At 70.2% G+C, this 17,769-nt stretch carries 16 protein-coding genes and 1 tRNA gene; 6 read left to right on the plus strand and 11 right to left on the minus strand.

Annotated features, from left to right (window positions below):
- The first annotated feature begins 22 nt into the window (after positions 1 to 22).
- The 3 genes from IO24_RS0100305 to IO24_RS0100315 are packed head-to-tail and all read left to right on the plus strand — an operon-like array spanning position 23 to position 3,233.
- Positions 23 to 1,006, plus strand: a complete 984-nt coding sequence (locus IO24_RS0100305) for a carbohydrate ABC transporter permease (protein ID WP_031130458.1) — start codon at positions 23 to 25, stop codon at positions 1,004 to 1,006.
- On the plus strand, positions 1,003 to 1,890 hold the full coding sequence (locus IO24_RS0100310; protein WP_031130461.1) for a carbohydrate ABC transporter permease: 888 nt from the start codon (positions 1,003 to 1,005) through the stop codon (positions 1,888 to 1,890). Before IO24_RS0100305 ends, IO24_RS0100310 begins: the two co-directional genes overlap by 4 nt.
- A 26-nt stretch (positions 1,891 to 1,916) precedes the next feature.
- Positions 1,917 to 3,233: a glycoside hydrolase family 36 protein gene (locus tag IO24_RS0100315; RefSeq protein WP_031130463.1), complete on the plus strand. Its 1,317-nt coding sequence runs from the start codon at positions 1,917 to 1,919 to the stop codon at positions 3,231 to 3,233.
- 55 nt (positions 3,234 to 3,288) lie between these two features.
- Here the strand turns inward: IO24_RS0100315 and IO24_RS0100320 are convergent, their stop codons facing one another.
- The 4 genes from IO24_RS0100320 to IO24_RS0100335 form a co-directional block, all read right to left on the minus strand.
- Complete coding sequence (locus tag IO24_RS0100320) at positions 3,289 to 4,725, minus strand: GH1 family beta-glucosidase (protein ID WP_031130464.1); 1,437 nt, start codon at positions 4,723 to 4,725, stop codon at positions 3,289 to 3,291.
- Between the two features lie 97 nt (positions 4,726 to 4,822).
- Positions 4,823 to 5,731, minus strand: coding sequence for a carbohydrate ABC transporter permease (locus IO24_RS0100325; RefSeq protein WP_031130466.1), 909 nt, complete (start codon positions 5,729 to 5,731; stop codon positions 4,823 to 4,825).
- Positions 5,732 to 5,741: 10 nt separating this feature from the next.
- A complete protein-coding gene (locus IO24_RS0100330; RefSeq protein WP_031130468.1) occupies positions 5,742 to 6,749 on the minus strand; it encodes a carbohydrate ABC transporter permease in 1,008 nt (335 codons plus the stop codon).
- A gap of 5 nt (positions 6,750 to 6,754) precedes the next feature.
- Positions 6,755 to 8,086, minus strand: coding sequence for an ABC transporter substrate-binding protein (locus IO24_RS0100335; protein ID WP_031130470.1), 1,332 nt, complete (start codon positions 8,084 to 8,086; stop codon positions 6,755 to 6,757).
- Between the two features lie 408 nt (positions 8,087 to 8,494).
- Between IO24_RS0100335 and IO24_RS0100340 the strand changes: the two genes are divergently transcribed.
- Entirely contained in the window at positions 8,495 to 9,550 is a 1,056-nt protein-coding gene (locus tag IO24_RS0100340; RefSeq protein ID WP_031130471.1) for a LacI family DNA-binding transcriptional regulator, read from the plus strand.
- 34 nt (positions 9,551 to 9,584) lie between these two features.
- Here IO24_RS0100340 and IO24_RS0100345 read toward each other — a convergent pair whose 3' ends face one another.
- The 6 genes from IO24_RS0100345 to IO24_RS0100370 all read right to left on the minus strand — a co-directional run bounded on the left by IO24_RS0100345 (position 9,585) and on the right by IO24_RS0100370 (position 14,280).
- Complete coding sequence (locus tag IO24_RS0100345) at positions 9,585 to 10,115, minus strand: NUDIX hydrolase (RefSeq protein WP_031130473.1); 531 nt, start codon at positions 10,113 to 10,115, stop codon at positions 9,585 to 9,587.
- 20 nt (positions 10,116 to 10,135) lie between these two features.
- On the minus strand, positions 10,136 to 11,326 hold the full coding sequence (locus IO24_RS0100350) for an MFS transporter (protein ID WP_031130475.1): 1,191 nt from the start codon (positions 11,324 to 11,326) through the stop codon (positions 10,136 to 10,138).
- Between the two features lie 100 nt (positions 11,327 to 11,426).
- Positions 11,427 to 11,499, minus strand: a tRNA-His gene (locus IO24_RS0100355).
- 115 nt (positions 11,500 to 11,614) lie between these two features.
- Positions 11,615 to 12,217, minus strand: a complete 603-nt coding sequence (orn, locus tag IO24_RS0100360; RefSeq protein WP_031130478.1) for an oligoribonuclease — start codon at positions 12,215 to 12,217, stop codon at positions 11,615 to 11,617.
- 117 nt (positions 12,218 to 12,334) lie between these two features.
- Positions 12,335 to 13,570, minus strand: coding sequence for a helix-turn-helix domain-containing protein (locus tag IO24_RS0100365; RefSeq protein WP_031130480.1), 1,236 nt, complete (start codon positions 13,568 to 13,570; stop codon positions 12,335 to 12,337).
- A 377-nt stretch (positions 13,571 to 13,947) separates the two neighbouring features.
- Positions 13,948 to 14,280, minus strand: a complete 333-nt coding sequence (locus tag IO24_RS0100370; RefSeq protein WP_031130482.1) for a hypothetical protein — start codon at positions 14,278 to 14,280, stop codon at positions 13,948 to 13,950.
- 303 nt (positions 14,281 to 14,583) lie between these two features.
- Between IO24_RS0100370 and IO24_RS0100375 the strand changes: the two genes are divergently transcribed.
- Both IO24_RS0100375 and IO24_RS0100380 read left to right on the plus strand, forming a co-directional pair.
- Positions 14,584 to 15,111 carry a universal stress protein gene (locus IO24_RS0100375; protein WP_031130484.1) on the plus strand — a complete coding sequence of 176 codons (528 nt, stop codon included), beginning with the start codon at positions 14,584 to 14,586 and terminating at the stop codon, positions 15,109 to 15,111.
- A 124-nt stretch (positions 15,112 to 15,235) separates the two neighbouring features.
- Positions 15,236 to 15,796: a GPR1/FUN34/YaaH family transporter gene (locus IO24_RS0100380; RefSeq protein WP_031130487.1), complete on the plus strand. Its 561-nt coding sequence runs from the start codon at positions 15,236 to 15,238 to the stop codon at positions 15,794 to 15,796.
- Between the two features lie 147 nt (positions 15,797 to 15,943).
- On the opposite strand, the gene glmS is transcribed toward IO24_RS0100380, so the two are convergent.
- The gene (glmS, locus tag IO24_RS0100385; RefSeq protein ID WP_031130489.1) at positions 15,944 to 17,761 is read right to left on the minus strand and encodes a glutamine--fructose-6-phosphate transaminase (isomerizing); all 1,818 of its coding nucleotides are present in this window, start codon (positions 17,759 to 17,761) and stop codon (positions 15,944 to 15,946) included.
- Between the last annotated feature and the right edge of the window lie 8 nt (positions 17,762 to 17,769).

Genomic DNA, 17,769 nt, shown 5'->3' on the forward strand with positions numbered 1-17,769 from the left:
GACTCGACGACTCGGACCTGACATGACTGCCACCCCCGCGAAGGCTCCGGAGCCGGCCGCCCCGCCGGCTCCGGGGCCCGGCCCCACGTCCCGACCCGCCAAGACGCCCCACGGCCACCGGCGTCTGCTCACCCGCCGCGACCGCATCACGCTCGGCCTGATGGCGGGCGTGCCGACGATCCTGCACGTCACCCTGGTGTGGCTGACGGCCCTCGCCTCGATCGCGCTGGCCTTCACCACCTGGGACGGCATCGGCTTCGACTCCATCAAGTGGGTCGGGCTGCAGAACTTCAGGGAACTGTTCACCAGCAACCCGCAGTTCTGGCCCGCCGTCGAGCACAACGTGATCTGGTTCGTGGTGCTCATCCTGCTGCCCACGCCCTTCGGCCTGTTCCTCGCCGTGCAGCTGGACAAGAAGATCCGCTTCAGCCGCGTCTACCAGACCGCGTTCTTCCTGCCGGTCGTGATGTCGCTGGCGGTCATCGGGTTCGTCTGGCAGCTGATCTACAACCCGGACACGGGCCTGATCAACAGCCTGATCGGCGCCAACAAGCCCGGCCACTACATCGACTGGATCGGCGACCCGGACCTCAACCTCTGGGCGATCCTCGTGGCCGCCTCCTGGCGGCACGCCGGCTACATGATGATCCTCTACCTGGCCGGCCTCAAGGGCGTCGACCCCGCCCTGCGCGAGGCCTCCGCCCTGGACGGCGCCAGCGAGTGGCAGACGTTCAAGAACGTCATCTTCCCGACCCTGCGGCCCACCAACACCGTCGTCCTGGTCGTCACGATCATCGAGGCGCTGCGCGCCTTCGACCTGGTCTTCGTCTTCAACAAGGGCGCCCAGGGCACCGAGCTGCTGTCGATCCTGGTGACCAACAACATCATCGGCGAGTCCAGCCGCATCGGATACGGCTCCGCGATCGCCGTCGTCCTGCTGGTGATCTCGCTCGCGGTGATCATCCCGTATCTGATCGCCACCTTCCGGAAGGAGCGGCGCGCATGAGTACCCTGAGCGCCCCGCGCAAGCAGCGCACCCCGATCCGCCCCGCCCGGATCCTGCTGCACACCTTCCTCGTCGTCACGGCGCTGGCCTGGCTCGCGCCCCTGCTGTGGGCCCTGCTCGCGGCGATGCGGCCTTATGCGGAGACCAGCGACAAGGGCTATGTCTCCTGGCCCGACAAGCTCACCTTCGACAACTTCACGAACGCCTTCCAGCAGTCGGACATGCTGCACTACTTCGGGACCACGCTGCTCATCGCGGTCCCGGCCGTGCTGCTGACGCTGCTGCTGTCGTCGATGGTCGCCTTCTACGTCAGCCGCTTCGACTTCCGGGTCAACCTCTTCCTGCTGCTGGTGTTCACCGCCGGCAACCTGCTGCCCCAGCAGGTCATCATCACCCCGCTGTACCGGCTCTACCTGCTGATCGACCTGCCCGGCATCACCATGAGCGGCAAGCTCTACGACTCCGCGCTCGGCCTGGTCCTCATCCACGTGGCGTTCCAGTCCGGATTCTGCGCCTTCGTGCTGAGCAACTACATGCGCTCCCTGCCCCACGAGCTCACCGAGGCCGCCCTGGTCGACGGCGCCTCCGTGTGGCGTCTGTACTGGCAGATCGTGCTGCCGCTGTGCAAGCCCGCGATGGCCGCCCTCGCCACCCTGCTGTCCATCTGGATCTACAACGACTTCTTCTGGGCGATCGTGCTGATCTCCACCGGCGAGAACATGCCGATCACCTCGGCGCTGAACAACCTCTCCGGCCAGTACTTCACCGACCCCAACCTGGTCGCCGCCGGCGCCCTGCTCACCGCGATCCCCACCCTGATCGTGTACTTCACACTCCAGCGCCAGTTCGTCAGCGGCCTCACGCTGGGCGCCAACAAGGGCTGACGCCCGTTCCCTGAAAGAGAACCGCCGTGGTCCACCCCTTCACCCCGGTCGCCTCCGTGCCGGTGAACCCGCGCAGGGCACGCGTCCACGAGGAGGGCTGGCAGTCCTGGAGCCCCAGCGGCGCCTACGCCCTGGACGCGGCACCCCACCGCCCCGCCAACGCCAACTGGGCCACGGTCTGTTACCGCCCCGGGGTCACCGCCCCCGCCGGCACCTTCCAGGGTGAGGGCCTGCTCGCGCTCGACCCCGGCGACGGCTCACCGGTCCGGCTCTGGGCGGCGGCCGAGCCGACCCGTGAGGTGCCGTCGATCCGGCTGGCCACCGAGGACGGGCAGGCCGCCGAGATCAGCGCCGACGGCCCGGTGAAGGAGTGGACCGGCCCGGACATCCCGTCGGTCCTGGGCGACTGGGCCGCCGGCCTCGGCCTCGCCGCCCCCCGCCCGGAACCGACCGTCTGGTGCTCCTGGTACGAGTACTTCACCGCCGTCACCGAGGACGACATCCACGAGAACCTCCGCGCGATGGACACCCTCGACCTGCCCGTCGACGTCGTCCAGATCGACGACGGCTACCAGCAGGCCCTCGGCGACTGGCTCACCCTCTCCGGCCGCTTCCGCTCCCGCGCCGGGATCGCCGAGAAGATCCGCTCCCGCGGCCGCCGCGCCGGCATCTGGACAGCCCCGTTCCTCGTCGACCCGGCGAGCGAACTCGCCGCCGCGCACCCCGACTGGCTGGTCCGCGACACCACCGGCGGCTTCGCGCACGCCGGCCGCAACTGGGGCCACGACCTGCGCGTCCTGGACACCACCCACCCGGATGCGGCGGCATACCTGACCGAGGTCTTCACGACCCTGCGCGCGGAAGGCTACGACTACTTCAAGACCGACTTCCTCTACGCGGGCGCCCTGGACGGCGTACGCCACGCGGACGCCGACGCCCTCACCGCCTACCGCGCCGGCATCGCCCTGATCCGCGAGGCGATCGGCGAGGACGCCTACCTCCTGGGCTGCGGCGCGCCCGTCCTGCCCTCCATCGGCCTGTTCGACGCGATGCGCGTCAGCCCCGACACGGCCCCCCACCGCCGCCCCGAGGCCGATGACTACAGCCAACCCGGCCAGGACCCGGCCGAGTTCACGGGAGTGGCCCGCCAGTGGCAGCACCACCGTCTCTGGATCAACGACCCGGACTGCCTGATGGCCCGCCCGGCGGTCGAGACCCGCGAACGGTGGGCCGCCCATGTGGAGTCCACCGGGGGCCTCATGGCCTCCAGCGACCGCCTGCTGTCCCTGGACCGGTGGGGCGTGGAGACGACCCGCCGGCTCCTGTCGGGCACCCACCGCTGAGGCGGAGCGGGGCGCGGCACTCCCCTAATCGTGCCGCGCCCCGGTCCCCCGTCGGTCAGACCGCCTCGACCTCGGGCAGCGCCCCGGTCCGGGCCGCCCGGCCGTACCAGTGGGCGCTCGTCTTCGGGGTGCGTTCCAGCGTCGCGTAGTCCACGTAGACCGCGCCGAAGCGCTTGCCGTAGCCGTACGACCACTCGAAGTTGTCCATCAGGGACCACAGGTAGTAGCCGCGGACGTCCGCGCCGTCGGCGATCGCCCGGCGGACCGCCGACAGGTGGCCGTGGAGGTAGGCCACCCGCTCCGGGTCGTGCACCCGGCCGTCCGAGTCGATCTTGTCGTCGTAGGCCGCGCCGTTCTCCGTGATGTACAGCGGCAGGCCGGGCGCCTCCCGGGTGTAGCGCATGATCAGCTCGTGCAGACCGGTCGGGTCGATCGTCCAGCCCATCTCCGTGCGGTCGCCCGGCGTCTGGTGGAAGGCGACGTCGTCCGCGGCCGGCCACGGCGAGTGGTCGCTCGCCCCGTGGCCGTCGGCGCGCGGCGCCTTCGCCGACGCGTCCGCCGCCGAGACCAGCGCGGGCGTGTAGTAGTTGAGGCCCAGCGCGTCCAGCGGCTGGTTGATCAGCGTCAGGTCGCCGTCGAGGACGTAGTCCCAGTCCGTCAGACCCGCCGTCGCCACGTACAGCGACTCCGGGTAGGAGCCGTGCAGCATCGGCCCGTGGAACACGCCGTTGGCCAGGTCGTCGATCCGCCGGGCCGCCGACAGATCCGCCGGGTCCTGCGAAAGCGGCCGCACCACCGACGAGTTGAGGCTGACCGCGACCGTGTTGCGGGCCGGCATCACCGAGCGCAGCGCGGACGCGCCCAGCCCGTGCGCCAGGTTCAGGTGGTGCGCCGCACGCAGCGAGGCCGCCGGGTCCGTACGGCCCGGGGCGTGCACACCGGAGGCATAGCCGAGGAACGCGCTGCACCACGGCTCGTTGAGCGTGATCCACTGCTCCACCCGGTCGCCCAGCGCCTCTCCGACGATCTGCGCGTACTCCGCGAACCGGTACGCCGTGTCGCGCTCCGGCCAGCCGCCCGCGTCCTCCAGGTCCTGCGGCAGGTCCCAGTGGTAGAGGGTGACGGCCGGCTTGATGTTCTTGGCCAGCAGCTCGTCCACCAGCCGCCGGTAGAAGTCCAGACCCTTCTGCACGGCAGGGCCCCGGCCGGTCGGCTGCACCCGCGACCAGGAGATGGAGAAGCGGTAGGCGCCCAGCCCCAGCTCCGCCATCAGAGCCACGTCGTCGCGGTAGCGGTGGTAGTGGTCGACAGCGATGTCACCGGTCTCGCCGCCGGCCGTCTTGCCCGGCGTATGGCTGAAGGTGTCCCAGATCGACGGCGTACGACCGTCCTCCCGCACCGCACCCTCGATCTGGTACGCGGACGTCGCCGCGCCCCACAGGAAGGCGGGCGGGAAGGTCACCGGAGTGGCCGGGTTCTCGGAGTCAGGCATGGAAGCGCTCCCAAAGGGGTCGTCGAGACCGATGGTGGAGGGGAGGGGGAGGAGAGAACAGGGGCCGGAGCGGCGCTGGTCCGGCCCCCGGGGAAGATCAGCCCTTGACGGCGCCCTGCATGATGCCGCCCACGATCTGCTTGCCGAAGATCGCGAAGACGATCAGGAGCGGCAGCGTGCCCAGCAGTGCGCCGGCCATGATCAGGGACTGGTCGGGGGTGTAGCCGCGGCCCAGGCCCGCGACCGCGACCTGTACGGTCGGGTTGCCCATCTGGGTCAGGACCAGGAACGGCCACATGAAGTCGTTCCAGGTCTGCACGAACGTCAGCATCCCGAGCACGGCCATCGCAGGCCTGGCCGCCGGGAACACCACGTGCCACACCACGCGCCAGCTGCTCGCGCCGTCCACGCGGGCCGCCTCGATGATCTCGTCCGGCAGCGCCTGGATCAGGTACTGACGCATGAAGAACACGCCGAACGCGCTCACCAGCGACGGGAGGATCACCGCCTGCAACTGGTCGGTCCAGTCGAGCTTGGCGACCATCATGTACAGCGGGATCACACTCAGCTGCGGCGGCACCATCATGGTGCCGATCACGATCAGCATCAGCGCGCCACGGCCCCGGAACCGCAGCTTGGCGAAGGCGAAACCGGCGATCGTCGACAGGAAGACGATGGTCAGCGCCGAAGTGCCCGCGACGATCGTGGTGTTGAAGAACGCCTCGCCCAGATTGGCGTCGTTCCAGGCGATCTCCAGCTTGTCGAACAGGCCCGAGCCGAACCAGAACGGCGGCGGCGTCTGGGCGAGCCGCTGGTTGTCGCGGGAGGCGGCGATCGCCGTCCACACCAGCGGGAACAGCGAAACGAGCGTGAACACGATGAGGATCGCGTAGGCGATCGGGCCGCCGTGCAGGGTTCCGCCGGCCCGCGCGGACTTCGGCCGGCGCGGGCGCTTGGGCCCCTGGGTGGCGGGTTTCGCGTCGGGTGGCGTCACAGTCGTCGTCACGGCCGAACTCCTAACTACTGGCGCGCAGCCGGCGCGAGATGACGTAGTTGACGATGCCGATGACGATCAGGATCAGGAACATCGTCCAGGCGATCGCCGAGGCACGGCCCAGGTGCTGGGCGACCCAGCCCTGCTCGTACAGATACAGGCCGAGCGTCTGGAACTGGTGCTCCGCGCCGCCGGAGGTGCCCTTGTTGGCGTCGAACAGCAGCGGCTCGCCGAAGACCTGGCTCGCCCCGATCGTCGACACGACCACGGTGAACAGGATCGTCGGGCGCAGCGCCGGCAGCGTCACATGGATGAACTGCTGCCAGCGGTTGGCCCCGTCCAGGGCAGCCGACTCGTAGAGGTCCTGGGGGATCGCCTGCATCGCTGCCAGGTAGATCAGCGCGTTGTAGCCGGTCCAGCGCCAGATGATGATCGTCGAGACGGCGAACTGCGAGGGCCACTTGTCGTTCTGCCAGTCGACCGGGTTGATGCCGACCGCGTCGAGCCCCCAGTTGATCATGCCGTAGTCACGGCCGAAGAGCAGCACGAACACCAGTGAGGCGGCGGCGATCGACGTCGCGTACGGCGCGAGCATCGCGACCCGGAAGAACGTCGAGGCCCGCAGCTTGTAGTTGAGGATGTGGGCGATGCCCATCGCCATCAGCAGCTGCGGAACGGTGGAGATGATGCCGATGGTCAGGGTGTTCTTCGCCGCGTTCCAGAAGAAGTCGTCGTCGAAGATCCGGGTGTAGTTGCGCAGCCCGACCCAGTTCATGTCGGTGGGCGCGGTCAGCTCCACCTGGTGCAGCGAGGCCCAGCCCGTGTAGATCAGCGGGAACAGGCCGAACGCGACGAACAACAGGAAGAACGGGGACACGAACGCGTACGGGCTCCAGCGGATGTCCCGCTGCCAGCGCCGGGACAGCCGGTCCCGGCGCCGCCGCTCCTTCTCTGCGGCGTCTTCGGGCGGGCGGCCCGGGGCCGCGCCCCCCTTCACGGGGGGCGCGGTGGTGTCGTGACGGGTGGCCATTCGGGTCACTGGTCCAGCTTGTTGTCGATGGTCTTGGTGGCGGAGTCCCAGGCCTCCTTGGCCGACTTGCCCTTCGTCGCCAGGATCACGCCGTTGTCCGTCAGGCCCTGCATGATGATCTGGTCCTTCGGGCCGATCACCTGGACCGGAGCGCCCTTGGCGGCCTCGGCGAAGATCTCGCCGATCGCCTGGTCACCCGTCATCTCGTTCTTGGCGCCCGTGACTTCGGGCATGGTGTACGCGGACGGGGTGCTCGGGAAGCTGCCCTGCACCTTGAACAGCTTCGCCTGCTGCTCCGGCGCGGTCAGCCAGGCCACGAACTTCTGGGCCTCCTTCACGTTCTTGCCGCTCTTCGGCACGGTGAGGAAGGAGCCGCCCCAGTTGGCGCCCTTGGGCGCGGTGGCCACGGCCCACTTGCCGGCCGCGTCCGGCTTGGAGTTGCCCTTGATCGTGCCGAGCATCCAGGGCGGGCAGGCGATGGTGGCGAACTTGTTGTTGGCGATCGTGGAGTTCCAGCCCGGCTGGAACTGCGTCTGCGACTGGACGAGGCCCTTCTTGGCGGCCTCCGCGGTCAGGTCGAAGGCGGCCTTGACGGCCGGGTTGGTCTTGTAGATGACCTCGCCGGAGGCGTCGTAGAACTTCTCCTTCTCGCTGCCCAGGATCGCCTGGATCAGACCGCCGGGGGAGTCCATGAAGAAGGTCCCCTTGGGCGCCTTCGACTTGTAACGCTCACCTACGCTGACGAGCTTGGCCCAGTCGCCGGCCCACAGCTTGCCGACCTCGGCCGGGTCGGTGGGCAGACCGGCCTGCTTGAAGAGGTCCGTGCGGTAACAGATGGCCATCGGGCCGACGTCGGTGCCGAGGCCGATGGTCTTGCCGTCCTTGGTGGTGGCCTGCTGCCACTTCCAGTCCAGCCACTTGCTCTTGTCCACGCCCGGAGCCTTGGACATGTCCTCGAGCTTGTCGGCCTGGGTGGCCGTGACCTCGGCGATGTTGGCCACTTCGACGGCCTGGACGTCCAGCAGGCCGCTGTTGGTGGTGAGGTGGTTCAGCAGCGCCGGGTAGTAGTTCTCGTTCCGCTCGACGACGTTCTCGGCGATCTTGATCTTCGGGTTGAGCTTCTCGTACTCGGCGTAGAGACCGGCTTCCTTGAAGCCCATCGTGCCGAACAGACCCACCGAGATCGTGGTCTTGCCGCTGCTGTCGCCGCTGCCGCCGCCCGACGAGGAGCCGTCGCCTCCGCCGTCGTCGGCACAGCCGGCCAGCAGCCCGGCGCCCAGCGACGCGACGGCCGCGACGACCATCGCCTTGCGGGCGGTTCGGATGCGTGCTCGCATGTCGTCCTCCTGTTGCCCTGACGTGCCGACCCCCCGGCCAACTGCATCGTCGGACCGTTTTACGCGCTTAAGGCTCGGGCGGGGAACGTGCGGGTTGTGTATGTGTCAGGTAGTGTGGGAGCGCTCCCACCGATGATGTGTTGAAGAGTCCCCGGTCGTGGCGGGGGTGTCAAGGGACCGGACAGGGGGAGATGCGTTCAGTTATCGGGCTGTTAACTGGACCCGGACCGTGACCGGTTGGGGCCCGGGCCGGTGGTACCGAGCCGGCCAGGTGCCGGTCGTACCGGCTCGTCCGGGCGAAGCGGAAGGCCGGGGGCGGCGGGCCCTCGGCGGCGGTCATCCGGCTGACGGGCCTGTTAAATTCCAGGCCAGTCGCAGAGTGCGGGTGTGGACGGGAAGGCGGAGCCCATGGCAACCCACGGAGCGCGGGGCCGAAGTGGTGGTCGGCCCACCCTCGAAGAGGTGGCGGCGCGCGCCGGTGTCGGCCGCGGCACCGTCTCGCGGGTGATCAACGGCTCGCCCCGCGTCAGCGACGCGACCCGCGCGGCCGTCGAGGCGGCGGTCGCGGAGCTCGGCTACGTCCCCAACACCGCGGCCCGCGCCCTGGCCGCCAACCGTACGGACGCGATCGCGCTGGTCGTGCCCGAGCCCGAGACCCGGTTCTTCGCGGAGCCGTACTTCTCGGACATGCTGAAGGGTGTCGGGGCGGCACTGTCCGACACGGAGATGCAGCTGCTGCTGATCTTCGCGGGCAGCGACCGCGAACGCGCCCGCCTCGCCCAGTACCTGGCGGCCCACCGCGTGGACGGTGTCCTGCTGGTCTCGGTGCACGCGGACGACCCGCTCCCCGATCTGCTGGCCCAGCTGGAGATACCGGCGGTGATCAGTGGCCCGCGCTCGTCGGCGGAGACCCTGCCGTCGGTCGACTCGGACAACTACGGCGGCGCCCGCCAGGCCGTGGAGCATCTGCTGTCCCGGGGCCGCAGCCGGATAGCCCACATCACCGGCCGCCTCGACGTCTACGGTGCGCAGCGCCGTGTCGACGGCTACCGCGAGGCCATGCGCGACGCCGGCCACGCGGTGGACGAGGGGATGATCGAGGCGGGGGACTTCACCGAGGAGGGCGGACACCGGGCCATGACCGCCCTGCTGGAGCGCCACCCGGACGTGGACGCTGTCTTCGCCGCCTCCGACGTCACCGCGTCCGGCGCCCGCCGGGCGCTGCGCGAGGCGGGCCGCCGCATCCCGGAGGACGTGGCGCTCGTCGGCTACGACGACTCCGCCATCGCCCGCCACATGGAACCGCCCCTCACCAGCGTCCGCCAGCCCATAGAGGAGATGGGCCGCCGGATGATAGACCTCCTGCTCACGGAGGTCGCCGACCGCCGCCCGCTCGCGTCCCGGGGCCTGGAGCGCCGCCAGATGGTCCTGGCCACGGAGCTGGTGTCCCGGTCGTCTTCGTGACGACGGGCCACCCGGACCGACCCGCATGAACGGTTCACAGGGGTGGGGGAGTTGACCGCGGCGTGGCGGCGGGGGGTGGGGTGAAACCGGGATGGCGCCGCAAGGCGTCCACACCGTCGGGCACGAACAGCCGGATCCGGAGCGCCGCATGCAGCTCCTCCTCACTGAACCAGCCGTGCCAGGCGATCTCGGACGGGTCGGGGGTGAGGGGCCGGGTGACGACGGCCTCATGCACCCCGAGCCAGTACGGGCTGATCGCCCCAGGGCACAGGAACTTGAACACGAACCGCACGGGCACCCGGACACCCAGTTCCTCCGCGATCTCCCGGGCCGCTGCCGCCTCGTAGGACTCCCCGGCCTCGACGCCTCCGCCGATCAGCCAGTCGTAGCGGCCCGGGAACCGGGACACGTGCTCCGGCCTTCGGTGCACCAGCACGCGCCCCTGCGGATCACGGCACACGGTCGTGGCGACCCGGTGCAGCCAGCCGCTCCGGATCGCCTCCTCCCGGTCGACCACGCCCAGCACCCGGTCCTGCTCGTCGACCCGCTCCACCAGCTCGCCCATGGCCTCACGATCGCACGCCCTCACACCCGGGCCGGTGCCGGTCGGCGCAGCAGATACACCGCCGCCGTCACGACCAGGACGGCCATGCACGCGATGAACACCAGCCCCGCGCCCTCCAGGCCGATCGGCCCGGTCAGGAGGCCGACGCCGATCACGGGGAGGGAGATGCCCGTGTAGGCCACCACGAACAGAGTCGAGATCACCGCCGCGCGCCGGCGCTCGGGAGAGGCCTCGGCCACGTCGGCCAGAGCGCCCCGGAACGCCAGGCCCTGACCGACTCCGCCGACGAGCGCGCTGGCGATCAGCAGGGACATCTGGTCCCATCGCAGCGCGCCGGCGAGCAGTGCCAGCCCGGCGAGGAGGACGGCGCAGCCCAGCGGGAGGGAGCGCCGTACGCCGACCCGGCCGACCGCCAGTTGCCCGGCCGTCGAGGAGAAGAAGGCCAGCGCGACGATCAGACCGCTCACGGCGTGGTCGTCCACGCCCAGGGACTCCGCGAGGAAGGCCGGGCTGACCGAGGTGAATACCCCGAACAGGGCGAACCCGACGAAGGAGGCGGTGGCGGCGGGCCCGAACACCGCGCGCACCTGCGGGGGCAGTGCGGGCCGCTGCGGGCGCACGGTGCGCAGCGGCCGCCGCTCCCGTACCGTCTCCGCGAGCCGCAGCAGGACGGCGGCCGAGGCGGCCACCAGGGCGAGATGGGTGACGAACGGCAGGTACAGCGGCCAGGGAGCGTACTCGGCGAGAAGCCCGGAGAGCAGCGGACCGCAGCCCAGCCCGCCCATGTTGGCCGCCGTCGCCACGAACGTGGCCCGGGAGGCGCCGCCCTCAGGGGCCAGCTCCATGACGTACGCCGTGGCGGCCCCGGTGAACAGCCCGGCGGACAGCCCCGACAGCAGCCGCCCCGCGTAGAGCCAGCCGAGCCCGGTGGCGCTCAGGAAGCAGGCGGCGCTCACCGCCGCGAAGCCCAGGCCGCACAGCAGTACCGGTCGCCTGCCCACGGCGTCCGAGGCGTCGCCGACCAGCAGCAGCACACCGATCACGGCGAATGCGTACAGGGCGTACACCACGGTGACCGTCAGCTCGGAGAAGCCGAACTTGCCCTGGTAGAGGGGATAGAGGGGGGTCGGCAGCGTGGTGCCGGCCATACAGACGGCGAAGACCGCTCCGCTGAGCACACACGCGCGCCATCCCGGGCGTCCACCGTCCATGCCGCCGACGGTAGTCCCGGCCCGCGGACGCCACCTCGATCGGCACGCTGGAAACGCTTCAGCCGGTGGCCTCTTTCGAAGCCACCGGCTGAATACTCAGGGTGAGTGACGGGACTCGAACCCGCGGCATCCTGGACCACAACCAGGTGCTCTACCAGCTGAGCTACACCCACCATGACCGGCTTGGAGATCAGTGATGTCCCCGACCGGCCGAGAAAAAGTGTACAGGGTCCGAAGGGGTGCTCGCGCCCGGCTTTCGCGGCGCCCCCCGCCGGGCCCCCGTCCTGCCTACTGAGCAGGCAGGACGTGCTTCGCGGCGATCGTCCTCGCGGTGTCCGAGTCGGGGCCGGGCTGCGGGACGAACACGGCCTCGCGGTAGTACCGCAGCTCCGCGATCGACTCGCGGATGTCGGCGAGGGCACGGTGGTTGCCGCTCTTCTGCGGGCTGTTGAAGTACGCCCGCGGGTACCAGCGCCGGGCCAGCTCCTTGACCGACGACACGTCGACGATCCGGTAGTGGAGGTAGTTCTCCAGCGTCGGCATGTCGCGCAGCAGGAAACCGCGGTCCGTGCCGACGGAGTTCCCGCACAGCGGGGCCTTGCCCGGCTCCTTGACGAACTCCCTCACGTACGTCAGGACCTGGTCCTCGGCGTCCTTCAGCGTCGTGCCCTCGGCCAGCTCGGTGAGCAGCCCGGAGGCGGTGTGCATCTGACGCACCACATCCGGCATCGTCTCCAGCGCCTGCTCCGGCGGCCGGATGACGATGTCCACGCCCTCACCGAGCACGTTCAGCTCGGAATCGGTCACGAGGGCGGCCACCTCGATGAGCGCGTCGTCCGACAGCGAGAGGCCGGTCATCTCGCAGTCGATCCACACCATGCGATCGTTCATGTGTCTAACCTTACGGCCCGCCGCCACCGGCCGGGCCGCCCGTGCCGGGAAAGCCGCAGGGCCCGCGGGGAGGCGTGCTCCTCGCGGGCCCTGCGGCCACCGGTACCGGCTACCGGATCATGGCGCGCTGCGCTGCCCGGGCAGGCTCGCCGACAGGGCCGGGGACTGGCCGACCGCGCTCGCCGCCGCCGTACGGCGGGACTGCAGCGGCACCGGGTGCTCCGGGTGCAGCGGGGCAGGCGCCTGGCCGTGGTGCCCCGCGTGGCCCGGATGGCCCGCCATGCCGGACCCGTGGCCGCCCGGTGCGCTCTCGGTGTCCTGGGGCCGCTCGCCCTGCGGGCGCCGGGCGCGGTACGCCGCCCGGTACGCGGCCGGGGACGAGCCCAGCTGGCGGCGGAAGTGCCCGCGCAGGGCGACCGGCGACCGGAAGCCGCAGCGCCCCGCCACCTCGTCCACCGAGTAGTCCGATGTCTCCAGCAGGCGCTGCGCCTGGAGCACCCGCTGCGTGATCAGCCACTGCAGCGGCGCGCTCCCGGTCAGCGAGCGGAAGCGGCGGTCGAACGTACGCCGGCTCATGTACGCGCGTGCCGCCAGTGTCTCCACGTCGAACTGTTCGTGGAGGTGCTCCAGCGCCCAGGCGACGACCTCGGCGAGCGGGTCGGCGCCGATCTCCTCCGGTAAAGACCTGTCGAGGTAGCGCTCCTGCCCGCCGCTGCGGCGCGGCGGCACGACGAGCCGCCTGGCCAGGGCCCCGGCCGCCTCGTTGCCGTGGTCCGTGCGCACGATGTGCAGGCACAGATCGATGCCCGCGGCGGTGCCCGCCGATGTCAGCACGTCGCCGTCGTCGACGAACAGCTCACGCGGGTCCACGTGCACCGACGGGTAGCGCTTGGCCAGCGTCGGTGCGTACATCCAGTGTGTCGTCGCGGGGCGGCCGTCCAGCAGGCCCGCCGCCGCCAGGACGAAGGCGCCGGTGCACAGCCCGACGATGCGGGCGCCCTCCTCGTGGGCGCGGCGCAGCGCGTCGAGCGCCTCCTCCGGTGGCGGAGAAGTGATCGAACGCCAGGCCGGTACGACGACCGTGCCCGCGCGTGAGATCGCTTCCAGGCCATGTGGTGCGGTGAGTTCGAGTCCCCCGGTGGTCCGTAGCGGACCGTCCTCGCCGCCGCACACCAACAGGCGGTAGCGCGGTACGCCGGCGTCCTGGCGGTCAACCCCGAACACCGACAGCGGTATGGAACTCTCGAAGATGGGGCCGCCGCTGAACAGCAGCACCGCGACGATCTCCTTGCGGCGTCGCCCGGAAAGTTTCCGGGCCGCGGCTTCCGGCGCGGCAGTGGAGTCGTGGCTCATACTGCTAAGCCCCCCTCGGTGGTCGCGGCTCCTCGGTTGTGTCGCTCCTGCACGTTTCCCCTCGGTCCTGCACGAGTCCCCCGCCGTAGACAGTCAAGATCGAATCTACTGTGTCCCGTCGCGCCGACGTGGCCGGTTCGGCACTCGGCACATTGTCGACTTGGCAACTTGGCGTGAAGCATTCGATCACGAAGCGTTGCACTCGTGGGGCGTGCAGGGAAGTGCGCCTTGTCGCAGTGGCCAATCCACGTAGGGTGCGCAGGTCCCCCGAGGCCCTTTCCGTGCAGGTCGAACGGGGGTTGGGGGGTGGTTGGACCGGGTGATGCACAGGTGCGAGAAGTTGGCTGAAAACCAACGTGCGTGTGCGCGGAAACCGGTCAGCCGACCGGTGTATCTCCTCCGGTGTGCCGTCCGCCACGGTGCGACCCCGTTCCGGTGCGGTGGTGCCGCCCCCGGTGGGGTGCCCGGTCCTCGGCCGCGAGCCGGGCCGCGCCGCGCTCGGACTGGCGCAGCAGGACCTGGCAGGCGCCCGTGACGGCCGCGAGGCCGAGGGCCGCGCCGGCGGCGCCGGCGGGAGAGGTGCCGTAGCCGAGGAGCACCACCGGGACGAGCAGGCAGCTGAAGGCAGCCCAGCGAACCACATCCGTCGCGGTGTCCCGCGGCGGCGGGGTCGCGCGGTCCGCCTCGGCGGCGGTGCGGGGTCCGGACATGATGCTCCCTGTGGCGTGACTCACGGGGTTCAACGCGTGGCGGGGGAGTCGGTCACTGGCTGCCCGGATCCCCGCGGGTCAGTGAATCCCGTGCAAACCGCCTGTACAACGCAGCAACCATTGCGTTACGGGCGGTGCCTCGTGCATGCTCCCTGGAACCCGCACGCACCGTGAGCGGGATATGGGCTAAGGAGGCGTGCAGCCGTACCCTTGAGGGTATGGGGTTGGGAAGACCATTCCCGGACACAGCTCCGCCGCACATTGTTGTCCCTCCCGTATAAGGATCACGACGCCGAGACAGCCATGGCCGGTCACGAATTCTTCGAACCCGCGGACCGCAAGCGGCCCGTCGCCGATCCCACGGCGGCCGAGCCCCTGGCGGCGGAAGAGCCACGCCATTCCTGCGATCCCGCCTTCAAGCACGGGGTCGTCGTCGGCTTCGACGGCTCCACGTCCAGTGAGCGCGCCCTGGCGTACGCGATCGGCATGGCCCATCGCTCCGGGTCGGGCCTGATCATCGTCCACGTCGCCAACCGGCTGCCGACCACGGTGTGGGCCGGCTGCGAGCCGCCCGTGTTCGTGGATGTGCCGGACCACCGCACCGAGGTGCTCGGTCTCGAACTGGCCTGTGCGGACTACCTCGCCGAGGTGCCCTGGATCCTGGTCGAGCGCGGCGGTGACATCTGCCACGAACTCGAAGAGGTCGGCCGGGAGTACGAGGCCGACGCGATCGTCGTCGGGTCCACCCACGGCATAGTGGGGCGCCTCTTCGGCTCGGTCGCGGGGCGGCTCGCCAAGCGGGCACAGCGGCCCGTCATCGTCATTCCCTGACGTTCACGCAGGAGCAACTCCCTTGTGCACCGCGCGAATCTACTCGCGCGTAGAAGTGTTTGTGCCCTTGTGAAGGGCATATACGGAACACCGCACAACTGCACATGCACGAAGGGAGCCCGCCGTGGACAAAGACGTCTCCGCGGGAAGTGGAATCACGACCGTGGCCGGTCGACTCGCCCTGGGAATCACCCTGTTGGCCTTCGGGCTGGGGCATACCTCTGTGATCGACGGCGTATCGGCTGCCGACGCCGTGTCAATCGCCCAGTACGTGGGCGGCATCGGACTCTTCGTCGCGGGGCTGGTTGCCCTGCGGGAGGGCGATGGCGCCGGTGGTACGGCGTTCTCGGTGCTCGGGGCGCTGTGGTTCACGTGGGCCGTGTCCGAGGGTGCGTCCGGCAACGAGGCAGGGTTGTTCCTGCTGTTGTTCGCCCTCGTCGCGCTGTCTCTGACGCTCGCGGGCGGGGATCGGCTCGGGCAGGGCGTGTACGGGTTGCTCTTCGTGTCGTTGGTGCTGCTCGCGATCGCCGTGTTCGCGGAGAACGACGGGCTGGCGAAGGTGGGGGGCTGGTTCGCTGTCGCCGCGGGTGCGGTGGCTTGGTATGCGGCGACTGCGGCGCCGGCGCACTGGCCCACTGCTGTTCCGCGACGCGCTGCCGGCCGGGGCGTGACGGCCACCGGTTAGCTGCGCAGGCTGGGGAGTTGGGCGGCTTCCCGGCGATGAAAACGGACCCCCTGTGCTGTGGCGGCACATGGGGGTCCGTCTTCTTTGAGTGGCCTGTGCGGGTGCGTGGGGGCTTGTCGCGCAGTTCCCCGCGCCCCCAGAGGCCAACTACTCGACCGTTACCGACTTTGCGAGGTTGCGCGGCTTGTCGATGTCCCGCCCAAGGGCCAGGGCCGTGTGGTAGGCGAGGAGTTGGAGCGGGATGCCCATCAGGATCGGGTCCAGCTCGTCCTCGTTCTTCGGGACGACGATCGTCTCGTCGGCCTTCTCCTGGTGCTGGTGGGCCACCGCGAGGATCTTGCCGCTGCGGGCCTTGATCTCCTCCATGGCGGCGCGGTTCTTCTCCAGCAGGTCGTCGTCGGGGACGATCGCGACCGTCGGGAGGGCCGGCTCGATCAGGGCCAGCGGACCGTGCTTGAGCTCGGAGGCGGGGTAGGCCTCGGCGTGGATGTAGGAGACCTCCTTGAGCTTCAGGGAGGCCTCGCGGGCCACCGGGTAGCCCCGGACACGGCCGATGAAGAGCATCGAGCGGGCCTCGGCGAACTGCAGGGCCAGCTTCTTGACGTCCTCCTCGTGCTCCATGATCTCGGCGATCTGGGCGGGCAGCTTGCGCAGGCCCTCGATGATCCGCTTGCCGTCGCGCACCGACAGGTCACGGGTGCGGCCGAGGTGCAGGGCGAGCAGGGCGAAGGCCACCGTGGTGTTGGTGAAGCACTTGGTGGAGACCACGCAGACCTCGGGGCCCGCGTGGACGTAGATGCCGCCGTCCGCCTCACGGGCGATCGCGGAGCCGACCACGTTCACCACGCCCAGGACGCGGGCGCCCTTGCGCTTCAGCTCCTGCACGGCGGCCAGCACGTCGTAGGTCTCACCGGACTGGGAGACCGCGACGTAGAGGGTGTCGGGGTCGACGACCGCGTTGCGGTAGCGGAACTCGGAGGCGGGCTCGGCGTCGGCGGGGATGCGGGCCAGTTCCTCGATCATCTGGGCGCCGATCATGCCCGCGTGGTACGAGGTGCCGCAGCCGAGGATCTTCACGCGGCGGATCCGCCGGGCCTCGCGGGCGTCCAGGTTCAGGCCGCCCAGGTGCACGGTGGAGAAGCGGTCGTCGATGCGGCCGCGCAGCACGCGGTCCACGGCGTCGGCCTGCTCGTGGATCTCCTTGTGCATGTAGGTGTCGTGGCCGCCCATGTCGTAGGAGGCGGCCTCCCACTCGACCGTGGTGGGCTCGGCGGTGGTGCGGGTGCCCTCGGTGGTGTACGTGCGGAAGTCGTCGGCCTTGAGGGTGGCCATCTCGCCGTCGTCCAGCGTGACGATCTGTCGCGTGTGGGCGACCAGCGCGGCGATGTCCGAGGCGACGAACATCTCCTTCTCGCCGATACCGAGGACGACCGGGGAGCCGTTGCGGGCGACGACGATCCGGTCGGGGAAGTCGGCGTGCATGACGGCGATGCCGTAGGTGCCCTCGATCAGCCGGAGGGTCTCGCGGACCTTGTCCTCCAGCTTGGTCGCCTGCGAGCGGGCGATGAGGTGGACGAGGACCTCGGTGTCGGTCTCGGAGAGGAACTCGACGCCGTCCGCCTCCAGCTTGCGGCGCAGGTCGGAGGCGTTGTCGATGATGCCGTTGTGGACGACGGCGACCTTGCCCTCGGCGTCCAGGTGCGGATGCGCGTTGACGTCCGAGGGGGCGCCGTGGGTGGCCCAGCGGGTGTGGGCGATGCCGGTCGTGCCCTTGAAGCGGGCCGGGACCTTGGCCTCCAGGTCGCGGACGCGGCCCTTGGCCTTGACCATCTTCAGGCCGGACGTCTTCGGGGACGTGACGACGATGCCCGCCGAGTCGTAGCCGCGGTACTCCAGGCGCTGGAGGCCCTCCAGGAGGAGGGGCGCGACGTCACGCTTCCCGATGTAACCGACGATTCCGCACATGTATACGT

The sequence above is a fragment of the Streptomyces flavovariabilis genome, from assembly GCF_000725785.1.
Taxonomy (GTDB): Bacteria; Actinomycetota; Actinomycetes; order Streptomycetales; family Streptomycetaceae; genus Streptomyces; species Streptomyces hawaiiensis.